The following is a 21231-nucleotide window of genomic DNA, read 5'->3' as shown; positions in this document are numbered from 1 at the left end:
GAGTCATGAAAAATTATATAAAATATATTCTTTTGATAGTGTGTGTGCTTACGGCTACCGCTTGTCAGAAATATGTAGACATCAAAAAAAGTGGGTCGCAGTCTTTTATTGAAACAACAAAAGATTGCCAGCTGATACTGGATAATTATGATCTGTTCAACATCAATTACCCGATAGACGGGGAGATTGCCGCTGATGATTATTACCTGGATGATAACCGTTATAATTCAGATGCGATTACACTGGAAGATAAAGCGCTGTATACCTGGCAGCCTAATGCTATTCGTGCCGCGTCAACTCAGTGGGTGGCCTCTTACAATAAGATCTATCATTGTAACCTGGTGCTGGAAGCCCTGGAAAAAATTAAGGACACAGACCAGCCGGCAGTGATCAATAACCTGCAGGGCAGCGCCTTATTTCTGCGTGCCTATGCTTTATGGCCTTTGGCACAAGTGTATATCAAACCTTATGGCGCCGCTACCATGCAGGAACCGGGCCTTCCTATCCATAAGCGTTCAGATATCAACGATGTTCCCGGCAGGGGCACCGTAAAAGAAACTTATGATGCGATCGTTGATGATCTTACCCGGGCGGCCGGTTTACTTAACAATACTTCCAGCATATCTTCCCGGCCAAACAAAGCAGCAGCACTGGCCCATGCTCGCCCGCGTTTATTTGTCGATGGAAGATTATCCCAATGCCTTATCCGCTGCCGATGCAGCGCTGAAGCTCAAAAGCGGCCTGCTTGATTATAACACACTCGAGTTGGGCAGTTATAATCCTTTTCTGCGTTTCAATAAAGAAGTAATATTCCATTCAGTTATTGACTATCAAAACAGTGTATTGGAAGTAGGTTTTGGCGATGAAAACAAAGCGCTGATCGATCCCGTGATTATCAGCGCGTATCAGAACGATGATCTTCGTAAACAATTGTTGGTGAAGGAGAACCTGGATGTGCCGGTACCTTCAGGTACCTATCGCTTTGTCGGTAACTATGAAGGAGCAGTGGGTTCATCCGCTTTGTTTAATGGTCTTGCGGTAGATGAATTGTACCTGGTACGGGCAGAATGTTACGCACGCGCAGGGCAAACCGCTAATGCGGTGAACGATATGAATACCTTACTCGCCACCCGTTGGTCAACGGGAACTTATCCCGGCTTTACTGTAGGCAACGCAACTGATGCGCTTCAAAAGATCCTTTTGGAACGGCGTAAGGAATTGCTGATGAGGGGACTCCGGTGGACGGATCTGCGGAGGCTTAATAAAGACACCCGTTTTGCAAAGAACCTTTCCCGTACCGTAAATGGAACGGTATACAGTCTGCCTGCCAATGATGCCCGTTATACGTTGCTCATACCGCAGGAAGTGATCACCAATTCCAAACTTGCACAAAACATCCGTTAGCCAATGCTTCACGTGAATTCATAAATTTACGATATATAGTATTTTTTTGAAAAAGGATTTTGTGATAAAGTGCTGATTTAAAGGGAAATATGCAGTGGTATGCTTCTTGACTACCAGTACACCATTATGAACAACAGTATTTTAGGATTGCACCATATCACCGCTATTGCGGGAAGTGCGCAGGGAAATTTAGATTTTTATACCAAAGCTTTGGGTTTAAGGTTAGTGAAGAAAACAGTCAACTTCGACGATCCTGGAACTTATCATCTTTACTATGGTGATGAAAGCGGATCTGCCGGAACGATCCTTACATTTTTTCCTTGGGAAGGAATTGGACAGGGACGTGAAGGTGTTGGAATGGCTACTGAAATTGGGTATGCGGTTCCTGCCGGGAGCCTGGAGTTTTGGTTAGACAGGTTTGCAAAGAAGCAGGTGAAGACCAGCGAAATTGCGGAGCGTTTTGGTGAGCAGTTTCTTTCTTTCCGTGATCCGGACGGATTGTCGCTCAGCCTCATTGTTCCGAAAGCGGAAGATAACAGGGTACCCTGGGTAACGGACGAGATTAAGAAAGATACTGCTACCAGGGGGTTTCACAGTACCACGCTTACCCTACGGAAAATGGAGGAAACCGCGAAAGTACTGACCGATATCCTGGGTTATCGTTTTCTTTCTCAGGAGGGTAACCGGTACCGCTTCATTACAGACACCGTAAACACAGCAGCAATCATAGATCTACTGGAAGTTCCGGATGGCCAGAGAGGGATAAATGCTGCAGGAACGAACCATCATGTGGCTTTCCGTGTAAAAGATGAGCAGGTGCAAATGGAGCTCCGGGAAAAAGTATTAAGCAGGAATTTACAGATTACCCCAAAAATTGACAGGGACTATTTCTTCTCGCTGTACTTCCGGGAGCCGGGCGGCGTCCTTTTTGAAATCGCTACAGAGAACCCGGGTTTTACAGTTGATGAACCTTTGAATGAATTGGGTACCCACCTGATGTTGCCTCATCAACATGCACATCTGAGAGGAGATTTAGAAAAAGTGCTTCCAAAATTAGTATAGTTATGCAGGAAATATTGACAGCAGGAAAGCGCCTTGATGTGGCAGAGAAGGTGCTGATCATGGTACATGGCCGCGGCGGATCGGCGGAGGATATTTTATCGTTGGCGGCGGAGCTGAATACTGTGGCATTTGCACTTATTGCTCCCCAGGCGAAAGGTAATAGCTGGTACCCGCAATCTTTTTTGGCGCCAAGGGAAGGAAATGAACCGTTTCTTTCTGATTCCATGAAGGTATTGGGAGATATAGTGGAAGATCTTGAAGAAAAAGGTTTCTCAAAATCGCAGATCTTCCTGTTGGGATTTTCACAAGGCGCGTGTCTGACACTGGAGTTTGCGGCATCCAATGCAGCAAGGTTTGGTGGCATCGTGGCTTTTACCGGCGGGGTTATTGGTGACCATGTTGACCACCGTAATTATAATGGTGATTTTGATGGTACACCCATTTTTATTGGAAGCAGTGATCCGGATTTTCATGTACCTGTGAGCCGGGTGAAAGAAAGTACCACCTTATTGGAAGCAATGGGAGCGAAGGTAACCGAAATCATCTACCCTAATATGGGACATACCATCAGCCGCCAGGAAATAGCAGCGGTAAATAAATTGATCTTTCACGATTAACGTAATTACAAAAAGGATTTTCTAAATTTATGAACCAGGGCCATTGAACCAAAATTCAGGAATAGACGTTTAATTCATTTTATTTACCCTTTAGATCCTTTTCCTATGAGTATTTTAGGTATTGTACACACCATTATCGCCATCGTTGCTTTATTATTTGCTGTAGCTGCCTTGCTGAAAGAAGGTATCATCAACCCTTTCTCCAATACGGGCAAGATATATAGCATACTGACGGTGATCGCCTCGGTCACTTCCTTTGGGCTTTCCAAAGCGGGTGGCTTTAATCCCGGGCACGGTATCGGGATACTAATACTTATTTTACTCGGAGTGGCCTATTTGCTGGGGCGCAAAGCGTCCGGCAAAAGAAGTTTGTTGCTGATACAGGTGCTTTGCATGACGCTTACCCTGTTCCTTTCCCTGATACCGGCGATAAACGAAACCTTACTACGTGTGCCGGTGGGGCACCCGCTGTCCGATGGACCTACTTCTTCGATTGTGCAGAACTGCATTAAGGTGTTGCTGGGATTACTGGTGGTGGGACTGGTACTGCAGTTTTTTAAAGTGAAGCAGCCAGTGAAGTAAACCATAGCGTCATAAAGCAGTTTATGTAGAGCCGCCAAAAAGATCATAAAATCTTAAAGCCTTACAGTAATTACTGTAAGGCTTTAAGATTTTACCAGCCATATTGGATCAGCAAGCGGCCGTCAGGGTCTATGCTGCGATGTCCTAATACGTTTTATACATCACCTTACACCCTGTTACCCCGCTCAAATGAGCATGTTCTATCGTGTAGGTATAAGTTCCATGCTGACGGGTTTCTTTTATAATTTCTCCGGTCTGTTTTTGCTGGTAGCTTTCAAATAAACGGCCATAAGCAGCGCTTCGTTCGTCGTAATCAGTAATAGTTAAGGGCAACTGCCAACCGGTATTAGAATAGCGCCGTTTAAACAACATGCGGTCCTTTTCCTTGTTGAAGCAGGAGTAATATACATTTCCATCTTTTTCTTCTAGTGTAAATTCAAGGCCGGTATTTAACTTTTTCTTCTGGTAACTTTCCGGTGAAAGATGGTATTCTTCAATCAGGAAGAACGTTTTATTAAGCATTTTATAAACCCTTAACCAGTTGGGACTATATGCAATGATTGTATCCATATGGTAATCCAGCGACACATTGCCTGCTTTAACGGGAATGGTTTGCTGGTATGTTATGGCATGCTGCCTCGTATCAAACCCGAAATTTGCCTGATTGTTATCGGTGATGGTAACAGTTGAATATGCTTCCGCATCGAAAGGAATATAGCGCTCCCAATCCCTTTCTGCGGAAGGTTGTTGTCTTTTTAATAAAACAGCCGTTAATTGTCCGGCTGTATTAAACTGGTATTCCAATGAACGTTGTTTTTCATTATCCGGGCTTATGAAAATTGATTGTGCGTTGGCGTAATCCAGGAATTGAAGGGGAAGGTAATGATCTTCAAAAATATGGTGAAGTATAAATTCGTTCATCTGGCCGGGTACACCAGGGGCAATGGGATTGGTTTTAGCAGGATGTATATACCGTTCTATTTTAAGTGAATCGATCTGGAAGCGGTCATATTCATATGAATTGAGCGCTGTTGGCCGGTTCTGTTGATCCGGCATCTCTATCATTACATCGGAAGTTGCCGTTGTTTGCGTTTGCCAGAACCGAATAGTATACTGTTTCTTCTCATTTCCTTCCGAAGGATTGATAAAACAAAAAACAAACCTTCCCTCCGGATAGGGCGACGGCGGAGTGGATGATAATGCGGTATTCCGCTTCTCCAGGTAAGCATATCTTTTTTGCAGGAATGTTTTGTTGCCAGGACCTTTTGCCAGTGCGGCGCTGTCGGTCAACTGATAGCGGGAGGCAGCACTGCTCAATACCACTTTTGCCGTTGGAAAAGAATAAGTTTGGAATAACAACGCGGTAACACGTCCGTAATAATACACCAGGAGGATCTTATCACCTTTTGCATTATTGGTTACTACCGTGTCTTCGTTGTAATCATTATTGTCCAGGAGGTGTGCGTTTTTAAATCCTTTTTTTGCCAGGTATTGTTTAACGTTCTCGCCGGCATTGAAAGTACTTTCCAGGTCTTTTACGGAAAGCGTTTGTATGGGGGGCGTTTGGATTTTCTGTGCAAAGCTCTGGGAAAACAAAGAAAGGATGCCGAATAAAATAACCAGGTGTTTTTTCATAGTTGTTAAAAGAAAGTATTGACCTAAGCTAACTTAATAGTTAGGATTGCCCAAAAAAAATTTGATATACTTCCCGGAAAAGTTCACCATGTTGCAGGTATGGATTTATAATCTTTAGATAGTAAATTTGTAAAAAAGTAATAATGGCTGATATTGGTACCAAACGGATAAAACGGAGTGAGGAAATAACCAGTCAATACTTCACGCTGTTGGATAAGCACCTCGATGACCTGGTGAAGGGGAGAGCGACGGAAATGATGGAGCTGAATGAAATCGCGGCTGAGTTATGCGTTTCACATAAGCACCTGACCGATACCATCAGGCAAACAATGGGGGCTCATCCCTGCCACTTCTACGATCAGAAAATTATTGAAAAAGCCAAACAACTGCTGCAGGAAACCAATGCGTCTATTGCGCATATCGCCATCACCCTGACCTACGACCCATCTAATTTTTCAAAATTCTTCAAAAAGTATGTAAAGTTAACACCTGATCAGTGGCGGAAAAATAACCTGCCGGATTGAAAGTTCCGAAAAGTTCACCATGATAAACCTGCCGGACCTGCAGATCTTTGCCGTAATTAAAAACAACTCATATGGCAAGAAACGATTTAAATGGAAAAGTGGTTTTAATCGCGGGTGGAGCGAAGAACCTGGGCGGACTATTAAGCCGTAATTTTGCAGAAAAGGGCGCCAAACTGGCCATTCACTACAATAGCGAAAACACGAAGGCTGACGCAGAAAAGACACTGGCGGATGTACAATCCCTGGGAGCGGAGGCATTCCTGTTCCAGGCAGACCTCACTGATGTAAATAACATTGTTAAATTCTTTGATGAAGCCATTGATAAATTTGGCGGAATAGACATCGCCATCAATACTGTTGGTAAGGTATTGAAGAAACCTTATATAGATACTACTGAAGCGGAATACGACAGCATGTCCGACATCAACTCCAAAGTAGCCTATTTCTTTATCCAGGAAGCGGGTAAAAAATTGAATGCCAATGGTAAGATATGTACCATCGTTACCTCTCTGCTGGCCGCATTTACAGGATACTATTCCACTTATGCCGGGATGAAAGCCCCAGTGGAGGACTTCACCCGTGCCGGATCAAAAGAGTTTGGCAGCCGTGGTATTTCAGTAACGGCGGTGGCACCCGGGCCAATGGATACCCCGTTTTTTTACGGACAAGAAAGCGCGGAGGCCGTAGCGTATCATAGATCAGCTTCCGCATTAGGTGGACTTACCGATATCAAAGATATCGCTCCCCTGGTGGAGTTCCTGGTTACGGACGGCTGGTGGATTACGGGGCAAACCATTTTTGCGAATGGTGGCTATACGACACGATAATTTTATCAATACAAATATGTTCTCCGGTATTCGCTGGGCGTTTGTTCTTTAACTTCTTTAAACTGTTTACTGAAATGCGCCCAGCTTTTATAACCACTTTCATAACAAATATCCAGTATCGGCTGCGTAGTGGATGTCAGCAGCTTACAGGCATGGCTGATCCGTAAATCCCTCAGGAAATCGAAATACGTTTTTTTGATATTTTTCTTAAAGAAGCGGCAAAAGTTAGGCACGCTCATGTTGGCAATAGCCGCCACTTCTTCCAGGGTCACTTTTTCGAGATAGTGTTTAAAAGAGAAATCAATAATTTTCTCAATAACCGGGTTGAGCACATTGCCGGTGTCGGTGAAATCTTCTGTCAGTATTTTATAGTGGGTGGAATGACCTATCTGATGCAGGCATTGCAGTAAAAGCATCAGCTTATCAAACCCTTTTTCGTGGTGTATCTGCTGCATGCTTTCCGATACGTCCTTTTTCAGGGCGTATTCCAATTGTATGCCGTTGTTCTTTTGCAGCAACGATTGGATCGTTTTCATTTCTGCCATTTGCAGCAACCCTTCTCCCCAGCAATCCCTGGTGAAATGTATAACCAGGGCGGCCCCTTTCATTTTAGGATGACTTTTCCTGAACCAATGCGGAAGATTACCCGCCATGAAAAATACATCGTTCACCGTGTAGTCGCTTACATAGTCCCCGATCATGGCGGTTCCATGTCCTTTTAGTATCAGGATCAATTCGTATTCAGGATGCTTGTGCCAGTTGGTTTCAAACTGCGGCGTTTCATAAATACGGCAGGCAAAACTCTGGCTGGAGTCATTGGTGATTTTTTGAAGAATCGTTTTCATGCAGGCTTAAGATAACCCATCTTATCATATAAATGACTGAATTTATCAAATTATTGATAAGATAGCATATTTTCTTTCAAAAATAACGGTTGATAACCTTTTAAATTCAGGCAATATTTGCGTATTAAAACACGGATATGAAAATAATTACAGGAAAGAAAGAATTTTTTAGCGGCATTACTGCCGTGCAATATGAAGGACCACGTACAGATAATCCTTTAGCTTACCGCTGGTATGATGAAAACAAAGTCGTAGCCGGCAAATCCATGAAAGAGTGGTTGCGCTTTGCGGTCGCCTACTGGCATTCCTTTAACGGAACCGGCGCCGATCCCTTTGGCGAAGCAACACATATTTTTGAATGGGATAAAAACGCCGACCCCATTGAGCGCGCAAAAGACAAGGCCGATGCCGCTTTTGAACTGATTACCAAACTCAATCTGCCTTACTATTGCTTTCATGATGTAGATGTGGTTGATTACACCAACAACATCGCAGATAATGAAAAGCGCCTGCAAACGCTTACGCAGTATCTGAAGCAGAAGCAGGAGGAGAGCGGCGTTAAGTTATTGTGGGGTACCGCCAACCTGTTCAGTCATCGCCGCTATATGAACGGCGCCGCTACCAATCCCGATTTCCACGTGCTCAGCCACGCCGCCGCCCAGGTAAAAGCCGCGCTCGATGCTACCATCGCACTCGGAGGAGAGAACTATGTTTTCTGGGGCGGCCGTGAAGGCTATATGAGCCTCTTAAACACAGACATGAAGCGGGAAAAGGAACACCTGGCCAGGTTCCTGCAGGCGTCAAGAGATTATGCACGCAAAAATGGCTTTACAGGTACCTTCTTTATTGAGCCTAAACCCTGCGAACCTACCAAGCACCAATATGATTATGATGCAGAAACGGTGATCGGTTTCCTCCGTCAGTACGACCTGCTGAATGACTTCAAACTCAATCTCGAAGTAAACCACGCAACACTGGCGGGCCATACTTTCCAGCATGAACTGCAGGTAGCCATAGACGCCGGTTTACTCGGAAGCATGGATGCCAACAGGGGCGACTACCAGAATGGCTGGGATACAGATCAGTTCCCGACCAACCTCAACGAACTTACCGAGGCCATGCTGATTATCCTCGAAGGTGGTGGCTTTAAAGGCGGTGGCATTAACTTCGACGCGAAGATCCGGAGAAACTCTACCGATCCCGCCGACATTTTCTATGCGCATATTGGTGGCGTCGACAGCTTCGCCCGCGCACTGATCACTGCCGATGCTATCCTGGAGAAAAGCGACTACCGGAAAATACGCCAGGATCGTTACGCCTCTTTCAATGTTGATACAGCCAAAGCTTTTGAATCAGGACAGGCCGGCCTGGAAGAACTGCGCGCCTTTGCAATTGCCCAGGGAGAACCAGCAGTGAAGAGCGGCAGACAAGAGTACCTGGAAAATGTTATCAATAATTATCTATAGAACGTTTTTATAAAACACCTTCCTGACTCCGCCGGTATTACCCGGCGGAGTTTTTTTTGCCTGCAAATGAGTAACAAACAACCGGTCAAAACATTTTTACCCTTCATTTCAACATTTGTACCTGCCGGTTGGAGGAGCGCGGAATTATCTTACCACTACAAAAAACCACGTTTGTCAAATGTTACTAAAATCTATTGTTCTTATCTTTTTATTTTTTAGCCTGACGATACAAAACGGGCTTGCCCGGCAAGGCGGTCCTGGCAGGAAGCCGCCCGCTGAAACAGATTCCACACGTTTTTATTCGGAGGTAAATACCTATGTCAACCCTGTTTTACCGGGAGATCATCCCGACCCAACCCTGCTGAAAGTTGGCGCCGACTTCTATCACTGTGGCTCCTCTTTTCATTTCAATCCCTACCTGCCCATCTACCACTCCACAGACCTGGTGCATTGGAAAGTGATCAGCCGTGTATTGCCGCCGGCACATGCCGGTATGGTGGCAGATCGTCCCAGCGCCGGTGTATGGCAGGGCGCCATCACTTATTTTTATGGCTCGTACTGGATTTATTTTTCTTCAGGCGGACAATGGTTTTCCAAAGCATCGGCGCCGGAGGGCCCGTGGACTGCCCCCGTGCGGGTGAAGGAGAACCGGGAAACAGGGCCGCTGGGATATGATAACTCCATTTTTGTGGATGATGACGGAAAGCCATACATGGTAATTAAAAACGGCCAGAAGGTAAACCGGCTGCAAGCGCTGGGGCAGGATGGCCAGCTTACAGATTCGGTGATCAACCTCGACTGGATCAATGCGAACCTGCAATACAGCTGGGCGGAAGGTCCTGTGATGTGTAAGCGTAACGGGTATTATTATTACTTCCTGGCCGGCGACGTATCCGGCGGACAGTACGTTTTGCGGGCAACGGCCCTCACGGCTGATTCCACCAGGTGGGAGCGGTTAGGGGATTTTTTCAAACCAAGTCCCGACCCGGACAATACTTTTCCCCGTCCTAATCATATTTCAGCGCCCGTTCAACTGGCGGATGGTACCTGGTGGACGATCGGGCAGAGTTACCAGAAAAGAGGTAGCGACGACTGGTCAGGTATGGGCAGGCAAACTTCTTTGTACCAGGTATTATGGGAGGGCGACCGCCCCTGGGGCGCCCCACCGGTAAGCGGACCAGTAGTAAAGCCTGCACTGGATAACAATAATACTCCCTGGCGCAGCGTGCATACCGATCATTTTAATACCGACAGCCTTGGCCTTTGGTGGCATTTTTTAACCAAGCCTGCTGCTGCGCACTACTCATTGGCGCACCGGAAAGGTTGGATCCGTTTATCTCCCGACAGCGGCAGAACGCATCTGCTGCAAAAGGAAACCGACCATTTCTATTCGGCAGTCACCCGGGTGGACATTGGCGCGGGCGAGCCGGCAGCACATGGTGGCATCTACCTCACCAATGGCAACCAAAGTGTGTTTGCCCGTCTTTACTATTCCAACGGACGCATTGTATTTCAATTGGATTCCGCGTTGAGGGAGCTGCCCTATAATAAAGGACGCCAGGTTTGGCTTAAACTGGAAAGATTGGAACATCAGCTGACCGGCTTTTTCAGCTCCGATGGTAAAAGCTGGACACCCGTTGGCGCCGCTGTCAGTGCAGTGCCTTTGGATAAAGTCCAACCTAATTACAACAGTTGGGTAGGCACCAGCATTGGTTTGTTTGCGGAGGGCGGTCCGGTTGATTTCGACTTTTTTGTTTGTAAAGATGGATTTTCTGCCCTGCCAGCTGCAGGAAGCAGCAATCACTATGGAACCTATAAAGTAAAACGGGGAGATGATTGGGTAGTCACTAACGCTTCCGCACACGGTGGCTGGCTGATGATATCAGGAGTGGACTTCGGCGCCGCCGGAGATGCCAAAGCGATTGAAATCACAGCTGATGCAACTAAAAGCGGTGAACTGAAGGTATGGATAGATGACCTGAAGAACGGCCGGCAAATTGCAGGCGTTCCCATCAAACCAGGTAAACTTTCCGGGCATGCTCCTTTGCTGAATAAGGATATTTCCGGTCAGCACGACCTCTTTATTTGGTTTCCCGCAGGCGCCTCACAGGAGATATTTATTAAAAGTATCCGGCTGCTAAAAACAGGAAAATAAACATCCCGTTTTTTTGTAGCAAACTGATTTCGCAGCTCCTGACAGGGCCATCTGCGCTTTATTTAGACATTATTTCCATCCTTTTGGAGATTCGTGCCATTCATATATACATGGCTATTGTAGATTCGTCTGTTGCTTTTCCTTTCAGCTCCACCTGATAGGCTTACGCATTACCGTTATGAAAAATTGTCAATTTAACACTAAATGATTACTTATGAAATTTGAATGTCCCCCGGGGTACCACGTCCCGATATAATCATTTTCAGTTCCATCACTTAATGGGTAGCATCCGATAATTACTTTAGGGGTTCTGCTTTTTATCGCATCTCATTGTTCCCGCCGGGTGTGCCGGCGTGATAGTCATGTACTGGCTGTCAGAACCCCTCATTGCCCTAACATTAAATATTTTGAATTCCATGTTTAAAATGATTCTTTCGCAAAAGTCGTGGAAATGGCTTGTCGTGACAGCAGTAATGCTGTCAGGTACGCTCACCTGTGCTTCCTTACAGGCCCAGGATACACGGGTAGTACAGGGAGTAGTGCTGGATGAGAAAAAGACGCCTGTTCCCGGTACCACCATACAGATAAAAGAAACGAAGATTAGTACCAGCACAGATAATGATGGTAAATTTCTCATCCGCGTTCCTGCCGACAAATACATTCTTATTTTCAGTTTTATAGGAAAGGCGCCGCAGGAAGTAAACGTCCGTAACCAGTCGACCATCGCCGTTACCCTGAAAGACAATGTTTTTGGTCTTGAAGATGTGGTGATAGTAGGTTATGGGCGGCAGAAAAAGGAAAGCGTTGTTGCCGCCGTTTCCCAAACTACCGGTAAAACATTGGAAAGGGCCGGAGGCGTGTCAAATATCGGCGCTGCCCTCACCGGCAATGTACCGGGTCTTATCACTGCCCAAAGTACCGGCCTGCCCGGTGAGGAAGATCCTCAACTGATCATCCGCGGTCTTAGTACCTGGAATAACAGCAACCCGTTAATATTAGTGGATGGTGTGGAACGGCCCATGTCCAGTGTCGATATCGGCTCCGTAGAAACGGTGACGGTTTTAAAAGACGCTTCGGCAACGGCGGTATTCGGTTCACGGGGCGCCAATGGCGTTATCCTCATCACCACAAAAAGAGGAAAGCTCGGCAAAGCTTCTATCCGGGCTACGGTGAACAATGTCGTGAAAGCGCCATCCAAACTGCCCGGAAAGGCAGATTCGTACGACGCTTTGCGTACTGTTAACGAAGCCATAGAATATGAGCTGGCATTAAAACCTGAAAGCTGGAATAACTATTACCCACAGGCAATTCTGGATAAATACCGGAATCCCGCCAACCTGGAAGAAGCCGAACGTTATCCTAATGTCGACTGGGCAAAAACCTTATTCAAGGATTATGCTACGTCGCAAAATGCTAATCTCAATATCAGCGGCGGTACCCGTTTCGTAAAATATTTCACCAGCGCAGATTTTCTGCATGAAGGCGATCTCTTTAGAATATACGATAACAAACGCGGATACAAACCCGGTTTTGGTTTTACAAGATTAAATGTCCGGTCCAACCTGGATTTTCAATTAACGCCCTCTACACTCTTCAAGGTAAATCTCTCCGGATCATATGGTGTGCGGAAAAGTCCCTGGGGATTTTCGGGTAATCAGTATGGTTCCTGGATCGACGCTTACACTACCGCGCCGGATGTATTCCTGCCGGTATATGCGGATGGTTCCTGGGGCTACTATGCGCCAAATGAGGGACGGGCGGAGAATTCGGCCAGAAGCCTGGCAGTGGGCGGTATTCAATACCAGACCACTACACGCATCACCACCGACTTTACCGTAGAACAGAACCTGGATATGCTCGTGGACGGACTGAAACTCAACGCCACCATTTCAATGGATAATACCTTCCTTGAAAGCGACAGGGGAGTGAATGACCTTTACCACGATGTACAACGCAAGTGGATTGATCCTGCAACAGGAAATGTATTTTATAAGAGCGCCTTTGATGGGGTCACCAATTTCGATTTCCAGGAAGGCATCAAGTGGACACCGGCAGCAGGTGCGGTTTCGGATAATCAACGGCGACTGTTTTACCAGTTGCAGTTAAATTATGCAAAAACTATTGCGGACGATCACCAGGTAACTGCCATGGGATTGCTGAACCGCAATGTTACCGCCAACGGCAGCATGATACCCTCGTACCGCGAAGATTGGGTATTCCGTGCCACTTACACGTATAAAAACAAATACACCCTCGAATACAATGGCGCCTATAATGGCTCGGAGAAGTTTGCACCTGATTACCGGTTTGCCTTCTTCTCGTCAGGCGGTGTAAACTGGATTTTATCCAATGAGCACTTCATGGAAAATATAAAATTCCTGGACCTGCTGAAGTTCCGTGCCTCTTATGGACAAACGGGTTTTGACAACGTAGCAGGCCGTTTTCTGTACATGACCGAATGGGCATATGGTGGACGCTCGCGGCTTGGAACTACAGGCGAAGGTGCGGAGCAAAGTCCGTTTAACTGGTACCGTGAATCTACCGTTGGAAATCCGAATGTGCAATGGGAGCAGGCGGAGAAAATGAATGTTGGTGCCGACTTTGAATTATTCAAAGGTTTCGTAAAAGGTAAAGTGGATTTCTTCGAAGATAAACGTTCCAAAATATTGCTTGCCAACAGGTCGTCTGTGCCGTCTTATTACGGCACCACTCCCCCGGTAGCAAATCTTGGCCGCGTAACATCGCGGGGTTATGAGGTGGAGTTACATTTCAGTTATCCTGTCACAAAACAGCTGCGGGTGTGGTCAGACCTGAACATGACCCATACCAAAAATAAGGTGATTGAAGCCGACAATCCTGAGCTGCTGCCGGCTTACCAGAAATCGGAGGGCATGCAGATCGGGCAGGCTTACTCTTATGTGAGCCAGGGTTACTACAACACATGGGATGAACTTTATGGCAGCACCATGCATAATACCAACGACAATCAGAAGCTGCCAGGCAACTATTACATCGTGGATTATAATGGCGATGGTGTAATCGACGCGAGCGATAACATTCCCTATGGTCATAGCGGATGGCCCACCAATACTTACAACGCCACGTTTGGCGTGGACTGGAAAGGGCTCACTGCTTTTGTACAATTCTATGGGGTGAATAACGTAACCCGCCAGGTGGTATTCAACAGTTTAGGTTCCCAGGGTCACACGGTTTATAACGAAGGCAGTTATTGGTCGAAGGACAATACCAACGGAGATGTGCCCATGCCACGCTGGCTATCCACACCAGCAGGCTATTACCGCGGTACCCAATATATGTACGACGGTTCCTACCTGCGCTTAAAGAACGCTGAAATTGCCTACACACTCGATAAAGGATTTATAAAACGGATAGGTCTTGAATCGCTGAGAATATATCTCAACGGCAATAACCTGGCTGCCTGGAGCAAGATGCCGGACGATCGTGAATCAAATTTTGCAGGTACCGGCTGGGCATCCCAGGGAGCTTATCCTACAGTGAAGCGTTACAATCTCGGCGCCAATTTTACTTTCTAAACATGACCTTTATGAATAAGTATACAAAGATGTTGTTGGCTGCCACAGGGATCGTAACGATACTTGGCCTGGCATCCTGCAAGAAGTTCCTGGATAAGGAACCACAATCTATCGTGTCGGAAGAAAATGCCTTTAAGACCTTTATCGGTTTCCAGGGCTTTACCGAAGAACTTTATCACTGCATACCGGATTTTACCAATGCCTACTGGACCAATTCCTGGAACTGGGGAGAAGATGAAATTCAATCTACCGCACGTGATTTCCATTTCATCATAAAAATAGATAATGGTGATTTCTGGGGCTGGCAGTCGCAGTTTGACGGCTGGCAGGCTGGCTGGATGGACCGGAATAATACCAGTACCAATGACGACCGTTTTGCAAAGTCGATGTGGAAACTGGGATGGTACGGTATCCGGAAAGCCAATATGGGACTGGAAAATATTGATAAATTAACAGACGCCACGCAGGAAGAGAAAGACCTGATTAAAGGACAGTTGTTGTTTTTCAGGGGATGGTTTCATTTTATGTTCATCCAGTATTTTGGCGGGTTACCATACATCGATAAAGTACTTCCGGGTGATCAGAAGCTCACCTTACCACGTCTCAAATACAGTGAATGTGCGGATAAAGCGGCGGCCGATTTCAGAGAAGCGGCAAACCTGCTGCCCGTAAACTGGGACAATACCACAGCAGGTAAAAGAACGCTCGGAAAAAACCAGTTGCGCATTAATAAAATTATGGCGCTGGGTTACCTGGGGAAAAACTATTTATGGGCAGGTAGTCCGCTGATGAACTATGTATCTGCCGGCAGCAAAACCTACAACGCGGAGTATTGCAAAAAGGCGGCAGAAGCATTTGGTGAATTACTGCAATTGTGCGAGTCCGGAGAGGCGCCTTACAAGCTGGTAGAATTTTCGAAGTACTATACCAATTTCTATAGCGCCGGTCAGAACTGGTTAATGCCAGGCGGTACCGAAGCTATTTTCCGTGGGCCTTACTATGGCGCGCATGGCTCCACTTATGGCACCGCCAAGCAATACGGTCCGGCTTTGCTCACAGAAGAAGCCATCACTTTTGTGCCTACGGCTAATTATGTGGACTATTACGGTATGGCTAACGGCCTGCCCATCAAGGACATTACAAAGGCCGATCCGGAGTCAGGATACGACCCCGCTTATCCGTGGAGAGGCAGGGATCCGCGTTTCTACAATGATATCGTTTTCGATGGGGTTAAATGTGTACAGGGCGCCACTACCGATGAAAGAAACCGTTACGCCAATCTTTATACAGGCGGCACTTACCGTGACATCAGCAGCGGCAGCCGCTCCGGTTACCTGCTCTATAAGTTTATTCCTATCACAGCCAACAGATTTGATAATGGCTGGACCTACGACAAAGCGCTGAATATCCACCTGCCGTATATGCGCCTGGCGGACGTGTACCTGATGTATGCCGAAGCTGCCGCACAGGGTTATGGCGCCGCCACAGGCAAGGCCGGCAACTATGCTAAAACGGCATTAGATGCTGTGAATGTAATCCGCGACCGTGCAGGCGCAGGACACGTTGCTGCTGCCTTCACCGCCTCCCTGGATGGCTTTATGAGCGAAGTTCGCCGTGAACGGGCCGTAGAGCTGTCTTTTGAAGGCCATCGTTTCAATGATTTAAGAAGGTGGATGTTGCTGATACAAAGCCCGTACACACTGAAAAAATCGGTGGAATTTGACCGGTCGTCCTCATTCAGTACTGTAGATCCAATGAATAACCGGGTACTCAATTTACGCGAATCCGTTATCCTGGAACGCAGGTATACAGAGAAACACTACTGGCTGCCGTTAAAAAATTCAGATGCCAATATGTACCTGGAATTTCCACAGAATCCGGGTTGGTAAAACGTGCAACCCTTACATGTATCGTTTACTGTTAATTTCAAAAATTCATGAATCAGATAAAAGCATTAATAGCCTTTGCAGCGCTGATGAACCTGACGCCGGTTTCGCAGGCGCAGGACACCACGGCAAAAACTACCACTGTTATTCCTCCCGGTAACCCGGTACAGGTGGCCTTCCGGAAGGTGGATAAAAAAGACCTGTCAGGAGGCGTTTCAGTGGTGGACGTGGCATCACAAATGAAACTAAACTATATGACTACCAGCCTGGAGAACATGGACGGCTGGGTAAATGGTTATAATGGAAACAGTATGTGGGGCATGGGTAGCTATCTGCTCGTCATCGACGGGGTGCCCCGTGAAGCAGGAAATGTAGTGCCCACAGAAATTGAACAGATCTCTTTTCTCAAAGGAGTGAATGCCGTAGCGCTTTATGGCAGCAGGGCCGCCAAAGGAGTTGTATACATTACCACCAAAAGAGGTAAAGCAGGCAACCAGCGGATCGATATCAGGGCCAATGCCGGCGTAAACGTTCCCAAAGCGTATCCCCATTACCTGGGATCGGCGGAGTATATGACGCTTTACAATGAAGCCCGCCGCAACGACGGACTGGCCGAGCTGTATAGCCCTGAAACGATCTACCAGTTCGCGTCAGGTAAAAATCCATACCGGTATCCCAATGTAGATTATTACTCCGACGAGTATCTTAAACAATCCTTTGGCCGCTATGATATAACAACAGAGATATCCGGGGGAAATGACAAGGCGCGGTATTATACCAATATTGGATACCAGACGGCCGGTTCGTTGCTCAACTTTGGTGAGGCTGTTAGCAACGGCAAGTCCGACCGCCTCAACCTGCGCGGTAATGTGGATGTGAATCTTAACCAGTATATTTCCTGTAATGTAGATGCCACCGCGATTTTCTATACCGGCAGGGGCGTAAACACCGACTACTGGCAAAGCGCTGCTACCTTGCGCCCGCATCGTTTTTCCCCACTCATTCCTTTGGATATGATCGAGTCAAATGATGAAGCATCCAACGTATTTGTGAAGAACAGCAATCACATTATTGATGGGAAATATTTGCTGGGCGGAACGCAGCTGGATCAAACCAACCCGTTTGCCGCCATTTATGCCGGTGGAAACAACCGCTATATCAGCCGGCAATTCCAGTTCAATACCGGCGTGAATGCCGATCTGAGAAATTTACTGAAAGGCCTTTCCTTCCGCTCTGCGTTTGCTGTTGACTACAACACCTCTTATAACCTCGCTTTCAACAATACCTATGCGGTATATGCGCCCACCTGGAATACGTATTCCGGCGTGGACCTGATCAGTAGCCTCACGCAATACGGACAGGATGCCACTTCAGGTGTGCAGAATGTAAGCAACAGCTGGTACCGGCAAACGATCTCTGCTTCCGGTCAGTTCAATTATGTGAACTCCATTGACAACAGGCATAATCTTTCTGCCGTGTTACTGGTGAATGGCTTCCAGCAATCTGAATCAGCCGTGTACCACCGTACCAGCAATGCCAATCTCGGTTTGCAACTGGGCTACAACTTAGACCATACTTACTACATCGATTTCAGCGGCGCCGTTATTCACAGCGCGAAGCTGCCCGAAGGAAACCGCACCGCTTTTTCGCCTACCGTGTCGCTGGGCTGGCGGCTCAGCAACGAGCCCTTTATGCGTGGTGTAAGGGGAGTGGATGATCTTCGTTTAACTGCTTCCGCAGGTGTGCTGCATACCGACCTGGATATTGCTTCTTATTATCTATACCAGGGTGTTTATACCACGCAGGGAAGCTGGTTCGGCTGGAAAGATGGTACCGGCGTGCAGGCCACGGAATCAAGGCGAGGGGCTAACCCGGATATGCGTTTCCCAAAAAGAGAGGAGATCAGCATTGGCCTGGAAGGTTCTTTCTTCCATGAATCTTTAAAACTGGATGGTAACTTCTTTGTCAATAAAATTACCGGCAACATTATCCAGCCCAACGTGTTGTTCCCTTCTTACTACACCACCGGCTGGCCATCATCTTCTTTCATTCCCTATGTAAATTATAATGACGATAAACGGATGGGAGTTGATTTCAGCCTCAGTCTGAATAAGAAGCTGTCTGATATTAACTATTCCATCGGGCTGGTAGGTACTTACTATAAAACGATTGCCACAAAACGGGCGGAGATTTATGAAGACAATTACCAATACCGGCAGGGAAGGCCACTGGACGCCATATGGGGACTGCAAAACATGGGCTTCTTCCAGGATGCGGATGACATCAAAAATTCTCCCTCCCAAACTTTCGGCCAGGTAAAACCGGGCGATATCAAGTATAAAGATCAGAATGGAGATGGGGTTATTGATACCCGAGATGAAGTATACCTGGGCCGTGGGGGCTGGTTTGGCTCACCGCTTACACTAGGTGTGAACGTAAGTGTGCAATGGAAGCATTTCTCCTTCTTTGCGCTGGCGCAGGGCCGCTTCGGTTCCTATGGAATGAAGAACAATTCCTGGTTCTGGGTAGATGGAGAGGATAAATATTCTGAAGTGGTAAGAGACCGCTGGACGCCCGAAACAGCACCGTCAGCGAAATATCCGCGGCTGACCACCTTCAACAGCGATAACAATTTTCGCAATTCGGATTTCTGGTTGTACAAGGCTAACCGCATCGACCTGGCCAAGGTGCAGATCTCTTATGATATGAGCGATCTGATTGGCAATAAAAAGATCGTGAAGGAGATGGGGGTGTATGTGAGTGGCTTCAATTTGCTGACGTTTGCTGCCGAGCGTAAATTGATGGAAATGAGTATTGGCAGTGCACCTCAAACCCGCTTATATAACCTGGGAGTAAAAGCTATGTTCTAATGATGCCTTTCACCCAATCAAGTTTCCACTTTATGAAAAGAAATATTATCATGCTGCTGGCATCCGTTCTGCTGCTAACCAGCTGCAAGGATCTGCTGACACCGGAAATTGAAAATAACCGGGACCTGAACCCGGCAAATTATAATCCTAATGATGCCGGACTCCCGTTTGGCGTGCTGCTCAATGGTTACAACCGCATACCAACCAATTCATGGTCGTTTAATGATGTAGCCACAGATGATGCGGTAACAAATGATCAGAACAATGGCTTCCTGAAAATGGCCAACGGCCAATGGACCGCCAATAATAATCCGCTTAACCAATGGGAAAATGCATATGCCGCTATTCAGTATCTTAACATCACACTGCGGGATGTTGATACCGTGAAGTGGGCCGCTGATCCTGCTGTCAGCAAACTGTTTGGTATGCGGGTAAAGGGAGAGGCTTATGGCCTGCGCGCCCTTTTCTATTACCACCTGTTGCAGGCACATGCCGGCATGTCTGAAAGTGGCGCTGTACTCGGTGTGCCCATCAACCTGGAAGTGCAGGGATCAAATGCTGATTTCAATAAACCCAGGAGCAATTTTGATGCGTGCATGAAGCAGATCTACAGTGATCTGGCACAGGCGGATCAGTTGTTGCCAACCGACTACGAAAACATTCCCAATGCGTCCCTTATCCCGGCAAAGTATGGCACGGTGACCAAGGAACAATACGACCGTGCCTTTGGCGCTGCCTTCCGTGGATTTCTTACCGGCCGTATCGTAAAGGCGATCCGGTCGAAAGCAGCGTTACTGGCAGCGAGCCCAGCTTTCAGCAGCGGCACCACTACCACCTGGGCAGACGCTGCGAATTACGCCGGTGAAGTAATTGCGCTGAAAGGCGGGATAACTGCCTTGTCTGCAAATGGCCTCAACTGGTATTCCAACGCTTCTGAAATTGCGGGGTTAGCCGATGGCGCAAATCCTTCTGAAATACTCTGGAGAAATAATTATGGCGACAATCGTGATCTGGAACAAGCCAATTTCCCACCAAGTTTATTTGGCAATGGCCGCATCAATCCAACACAAAACCTCGTGGATGCTTTCCCCATGGCGAACGGGCTTCCCATTACGGATGCCGCCAGCGGTTATGATGCTGCCAATCCCTACGTGGGCCGCGATCCCAGGCTGCGGATGTTTATTTTAGTCAATGGCGGCACAGCAGGTCCAAATAATTCCGTGATCTCCACCGCGGCAGACGGCGCTACCAACGACGCGCTGAATAAAGTAGAAACTTCTACCAGGACCGGCTACTACCTCCGCAAATTGCTGCGCCAGGATGTGAACCTCAATCCTAATTCGGCGAATAATCAACGGCATTACAAACCTCATATCCGGTATACAGAAATTTTTCTCAACTACGCAGAAGCTGCCAATGAAGCCTGGGGACCAACAGGCAGTGGCGCCTTCGGATTCTCCGCTTATGATGTTATCAAAGCTATCCGCAAAAGAGCAGGGGTAGGCACTACCAACGGCGATGCATATCTCGAAGAATCAAAAGGCAGCAAGGAGCAAATGCGCACGCTTATCAGGAATGAGCGTAGAATTGAACTGTGCTTTGAAGGCTTCCGCTTCTGGGATCTTCGCCGCTGGAAGGCAAACATCGCCGAAACGGCTAAAGGCGTTAGCATACGCAACAACGGTTACGCTGTTATTAACGTGGAAAACCGTCAGTTCCAGCCGTTCATGATCTATGGTCCTATTCCCTACGGCGAAACATTAAAGTTTGGGTCGTTAGAACAGAACAAAGGCTGGCGCTAACA

Annotated in this window: 15 protein-coding genes; 13 read left to right on the top strand and 2 right to left on the bottom strand. The window is 47.1% G+C overall.

Going from position 1 to position 21231, the window contains the following annotated elements; genetic code table 11:
* Positions 1-5: 5 nt before the first annotated feature.
* The 5 genes from QFZ48_RS30145 to QFZ48_RS30125 all read left to right on the top strand — a co-directional run bounded on the left by QFZ48_RS30145 (position 6) and on the right by QFZ48_RS30125 (position 3665).
* Positions 6-749: a RagB/SusD family nutrient uptake outer membrane protein gene (locus QFZ48_RS30145; protein ID WP_429065144.1), complete on the top strand. Its 744-nt coding sequence runs from the start codon at positions 6-8 to the stop codon at positions 747-749.
* The gene (locus tag QFZ48_RS30140; RefSeq protein WP_429065143.1) at positions 658-1404 is read left to right on the top strand and encodes a RagB/SusD family nutrient uptake outer membrane protein; all 747 of its coding nucleotides are present in this window, start codon (positions 658-660) and stop codon (positions 1402-1404) included. The genes QFZ48_RS30145 and QFZ48_RS30140 overlap by 92 nt, the downstream gene beginning before the upstream one ends.
* A 99-nt stretch (positions 1405-1503) precedes the next feature.
* Positions 1504-2466 carry a ring-cleaving dioxygenase gene (locus QFZ48_RS30135; RefSeq protein ID WP_429065142.1) on the top strand — a complete coding sequence of 321 codons (963 nt, stop codon included), beginning with the start codon at positions 1504-1506 and terminating at the stop codon, positions 2464-2466.
* A 2-nt stretch (positions 2467-2468) separates the two neighbouring features.
* A complete protein-coding gene (locus QFZ48_RS30130; RefSeq protein ID WP_429065141.1) occupies positions 2469-3083 on the top strand; it encodes an alpha/beta hydrolase in 615 nt (204 codons plus the stop codon).
* Between the two features lie 105 nt (positions 3084-3188).
* On the top strand, positions 3189-3665 hold the full coding sequence (locus QFZ48_RS30125; RefSeq protein ID WP_429065139.1) for a hypothetical protein: 477 nt from the start codon (positions 3189-3191) through the stop codon (positions 3663-3665).
* A gap of 144 nt (positions 3666-3809) precedes the next feature.
* On the opposite strand, the gene QFZ48_RS30120 is transcribed toward QFZ48_RS30125, so the two are convergent.
* Positions 3810-5300 carry a hypothetical protein gene (locus QFZ48_RS30120; protein WP_429065137.1) on the bottom strand — a complete coding sequence of 497 codons (1491 nt, stop codon included), beginning with the start codon at positions 5298-5300 and terminating at the stop codon, positions 3810-3812.
* Between the two features lie 143 nt (positions 5301-5443).
* Between QFZ48_RS30120 and QFZ48_RS30115 the strand changes: the two genes are divergently transcribed.
* Both QFZ48_RS30115 and QFZ48_RS30110 read left to right on the top strand, forming a co-directional pair.
* Positions 5444-5824, top strand: a complete 381-nt coding sequence (locus QFZ48_RS30115) for a helix-turn-helix domain-containing protein (protein WP_429047065.1) — start codon at positions 5444-5446, stop codon at positions 5822-5824.
* 71 nt (positions 5825-5895) lie between these two features.
* The gene (locus tag QFZ48_RS30110; protein WP_429065135.1) at positions 5896-6651 is read left to right on the top strand and encodes an SDR family oxidoreductase; all 756 of its coding nucleotides are present in this window, start codon (positions 5896-5898) and stop codon (positions 6649-6651) included.
* Between the two features lie 5 nt (positions 6652-6656).
* On the opposite strand, the gene QFZ48_RS30105 is transcribed toward QFZ48_RS30110, so the two are convergent.
* A complete protein-coding gene (locus tag QFZ48_RS30105; RefSeq protein ID WP_429047069.1) occupies positions 6657-7496 on the bottom strand; it encodes an AraC family transcriptional regulator in 840 nt (279 codons plus the stop codon).
* Positions 7497-7633: 137 nt separating this feature from the next.
* Here QFZ48_RS30105 and xylA point away from each other — a divergent pair, with 137 nt between their 5' ends.
* From xylA to QFZ48_RS30075, 6 genes are all read left to right on the top strand, one after another.
* Positions 7634-8962: a xylose isomerase gene (xylA, locus tag QFZ48_RS30100; RefSeq protein WP_370912973.1), complete on the top strand. Its 1329-nt coding sequence runs from the start codon at positions 7634-7636 to the stop codon at positions 8960-8962.
* A gap of 178 nt (positions 8963-9140) precedes the next feature.
* Positions 9141-11117 carry a family 43 glycosylhydrolase gene (locus QFZ48_RS30095; RefSeq protein ID WP_429065134.1) on the top strand — a complete coding sequence of 659 codons (1977 nt, stop codon included), beginning with the start codon at positions 9141-9143 and terminating at the stop codon, positions 11115-11117.
* A gap of 416 nt (positions 11118-11533) precedes the next feature.
* On the top strand, positions 11534-14671 hold the full coding sequence (locus QFZ48_RS30090) for a SusC/RagA family TonB-linked outer membrane protein (protein ID WP_429065132.1): 3138 nt from the start codon (positions 11534-11536) through the stop codon (positions 14669-14671).
* An 11-nt stretch (positions 14672-14682) separates the two neighbouring features.
* On the top strand, positions 14683-16560 hold the full coding sequence (locus QFZ48_RS30085; protein WP_429047077.1) for a RagB/SusD family nutrient uptake outer membrane protein: 1878 nt from the start codon (positions 14683-14685) through the stop codon (positions 16558-16560).
* A 47-nt stretch (positions 16561-16607) separates the two neighbouring features.
* Positions 16608-19427 carry a SusC/RagA family TonB-linked outer membrane protein gene (locus tag QFZ48_RS30080; protein WP_429065130.1) on the top strand — a complete coding sequence of 940 codons (2820 nt, stop codon included), beginning with the start codon at positions 16608-16610 and terminating at the stop codon, positions 19425-19427.
* Between the two features lie 32 nt (positions 19428-19459).
* Positions 19460-21229: a RagB/SusD family nutrient uptake outer membrane protein gene (locus QFZ48_RS30075; RefSeq protein WP_429047079.1), complete on the top strand. Its 1770-nt coding sequence runs from the start codon at positions 19460-19462 to the stop codon at positions 21227-21229.
* Positions 21230-21231: the final 2 nt, after the last annotated feature.

The organism is Chitinophaga sp. W2I13, assembly GCF_050434005.1.
In the GTDB taxonomy this organism is placed as follows: domain Bacteria; phylum Bacteroidota; class Bacteroidia; order Chitinophagales; family Chitinophagaceae; genus Chitinophaga.
The sequence above is the reverse complement of the archived record's forward strand: the minus strand, read 5'-3'. Positions and strand labels throughout refer to the sequence as shown.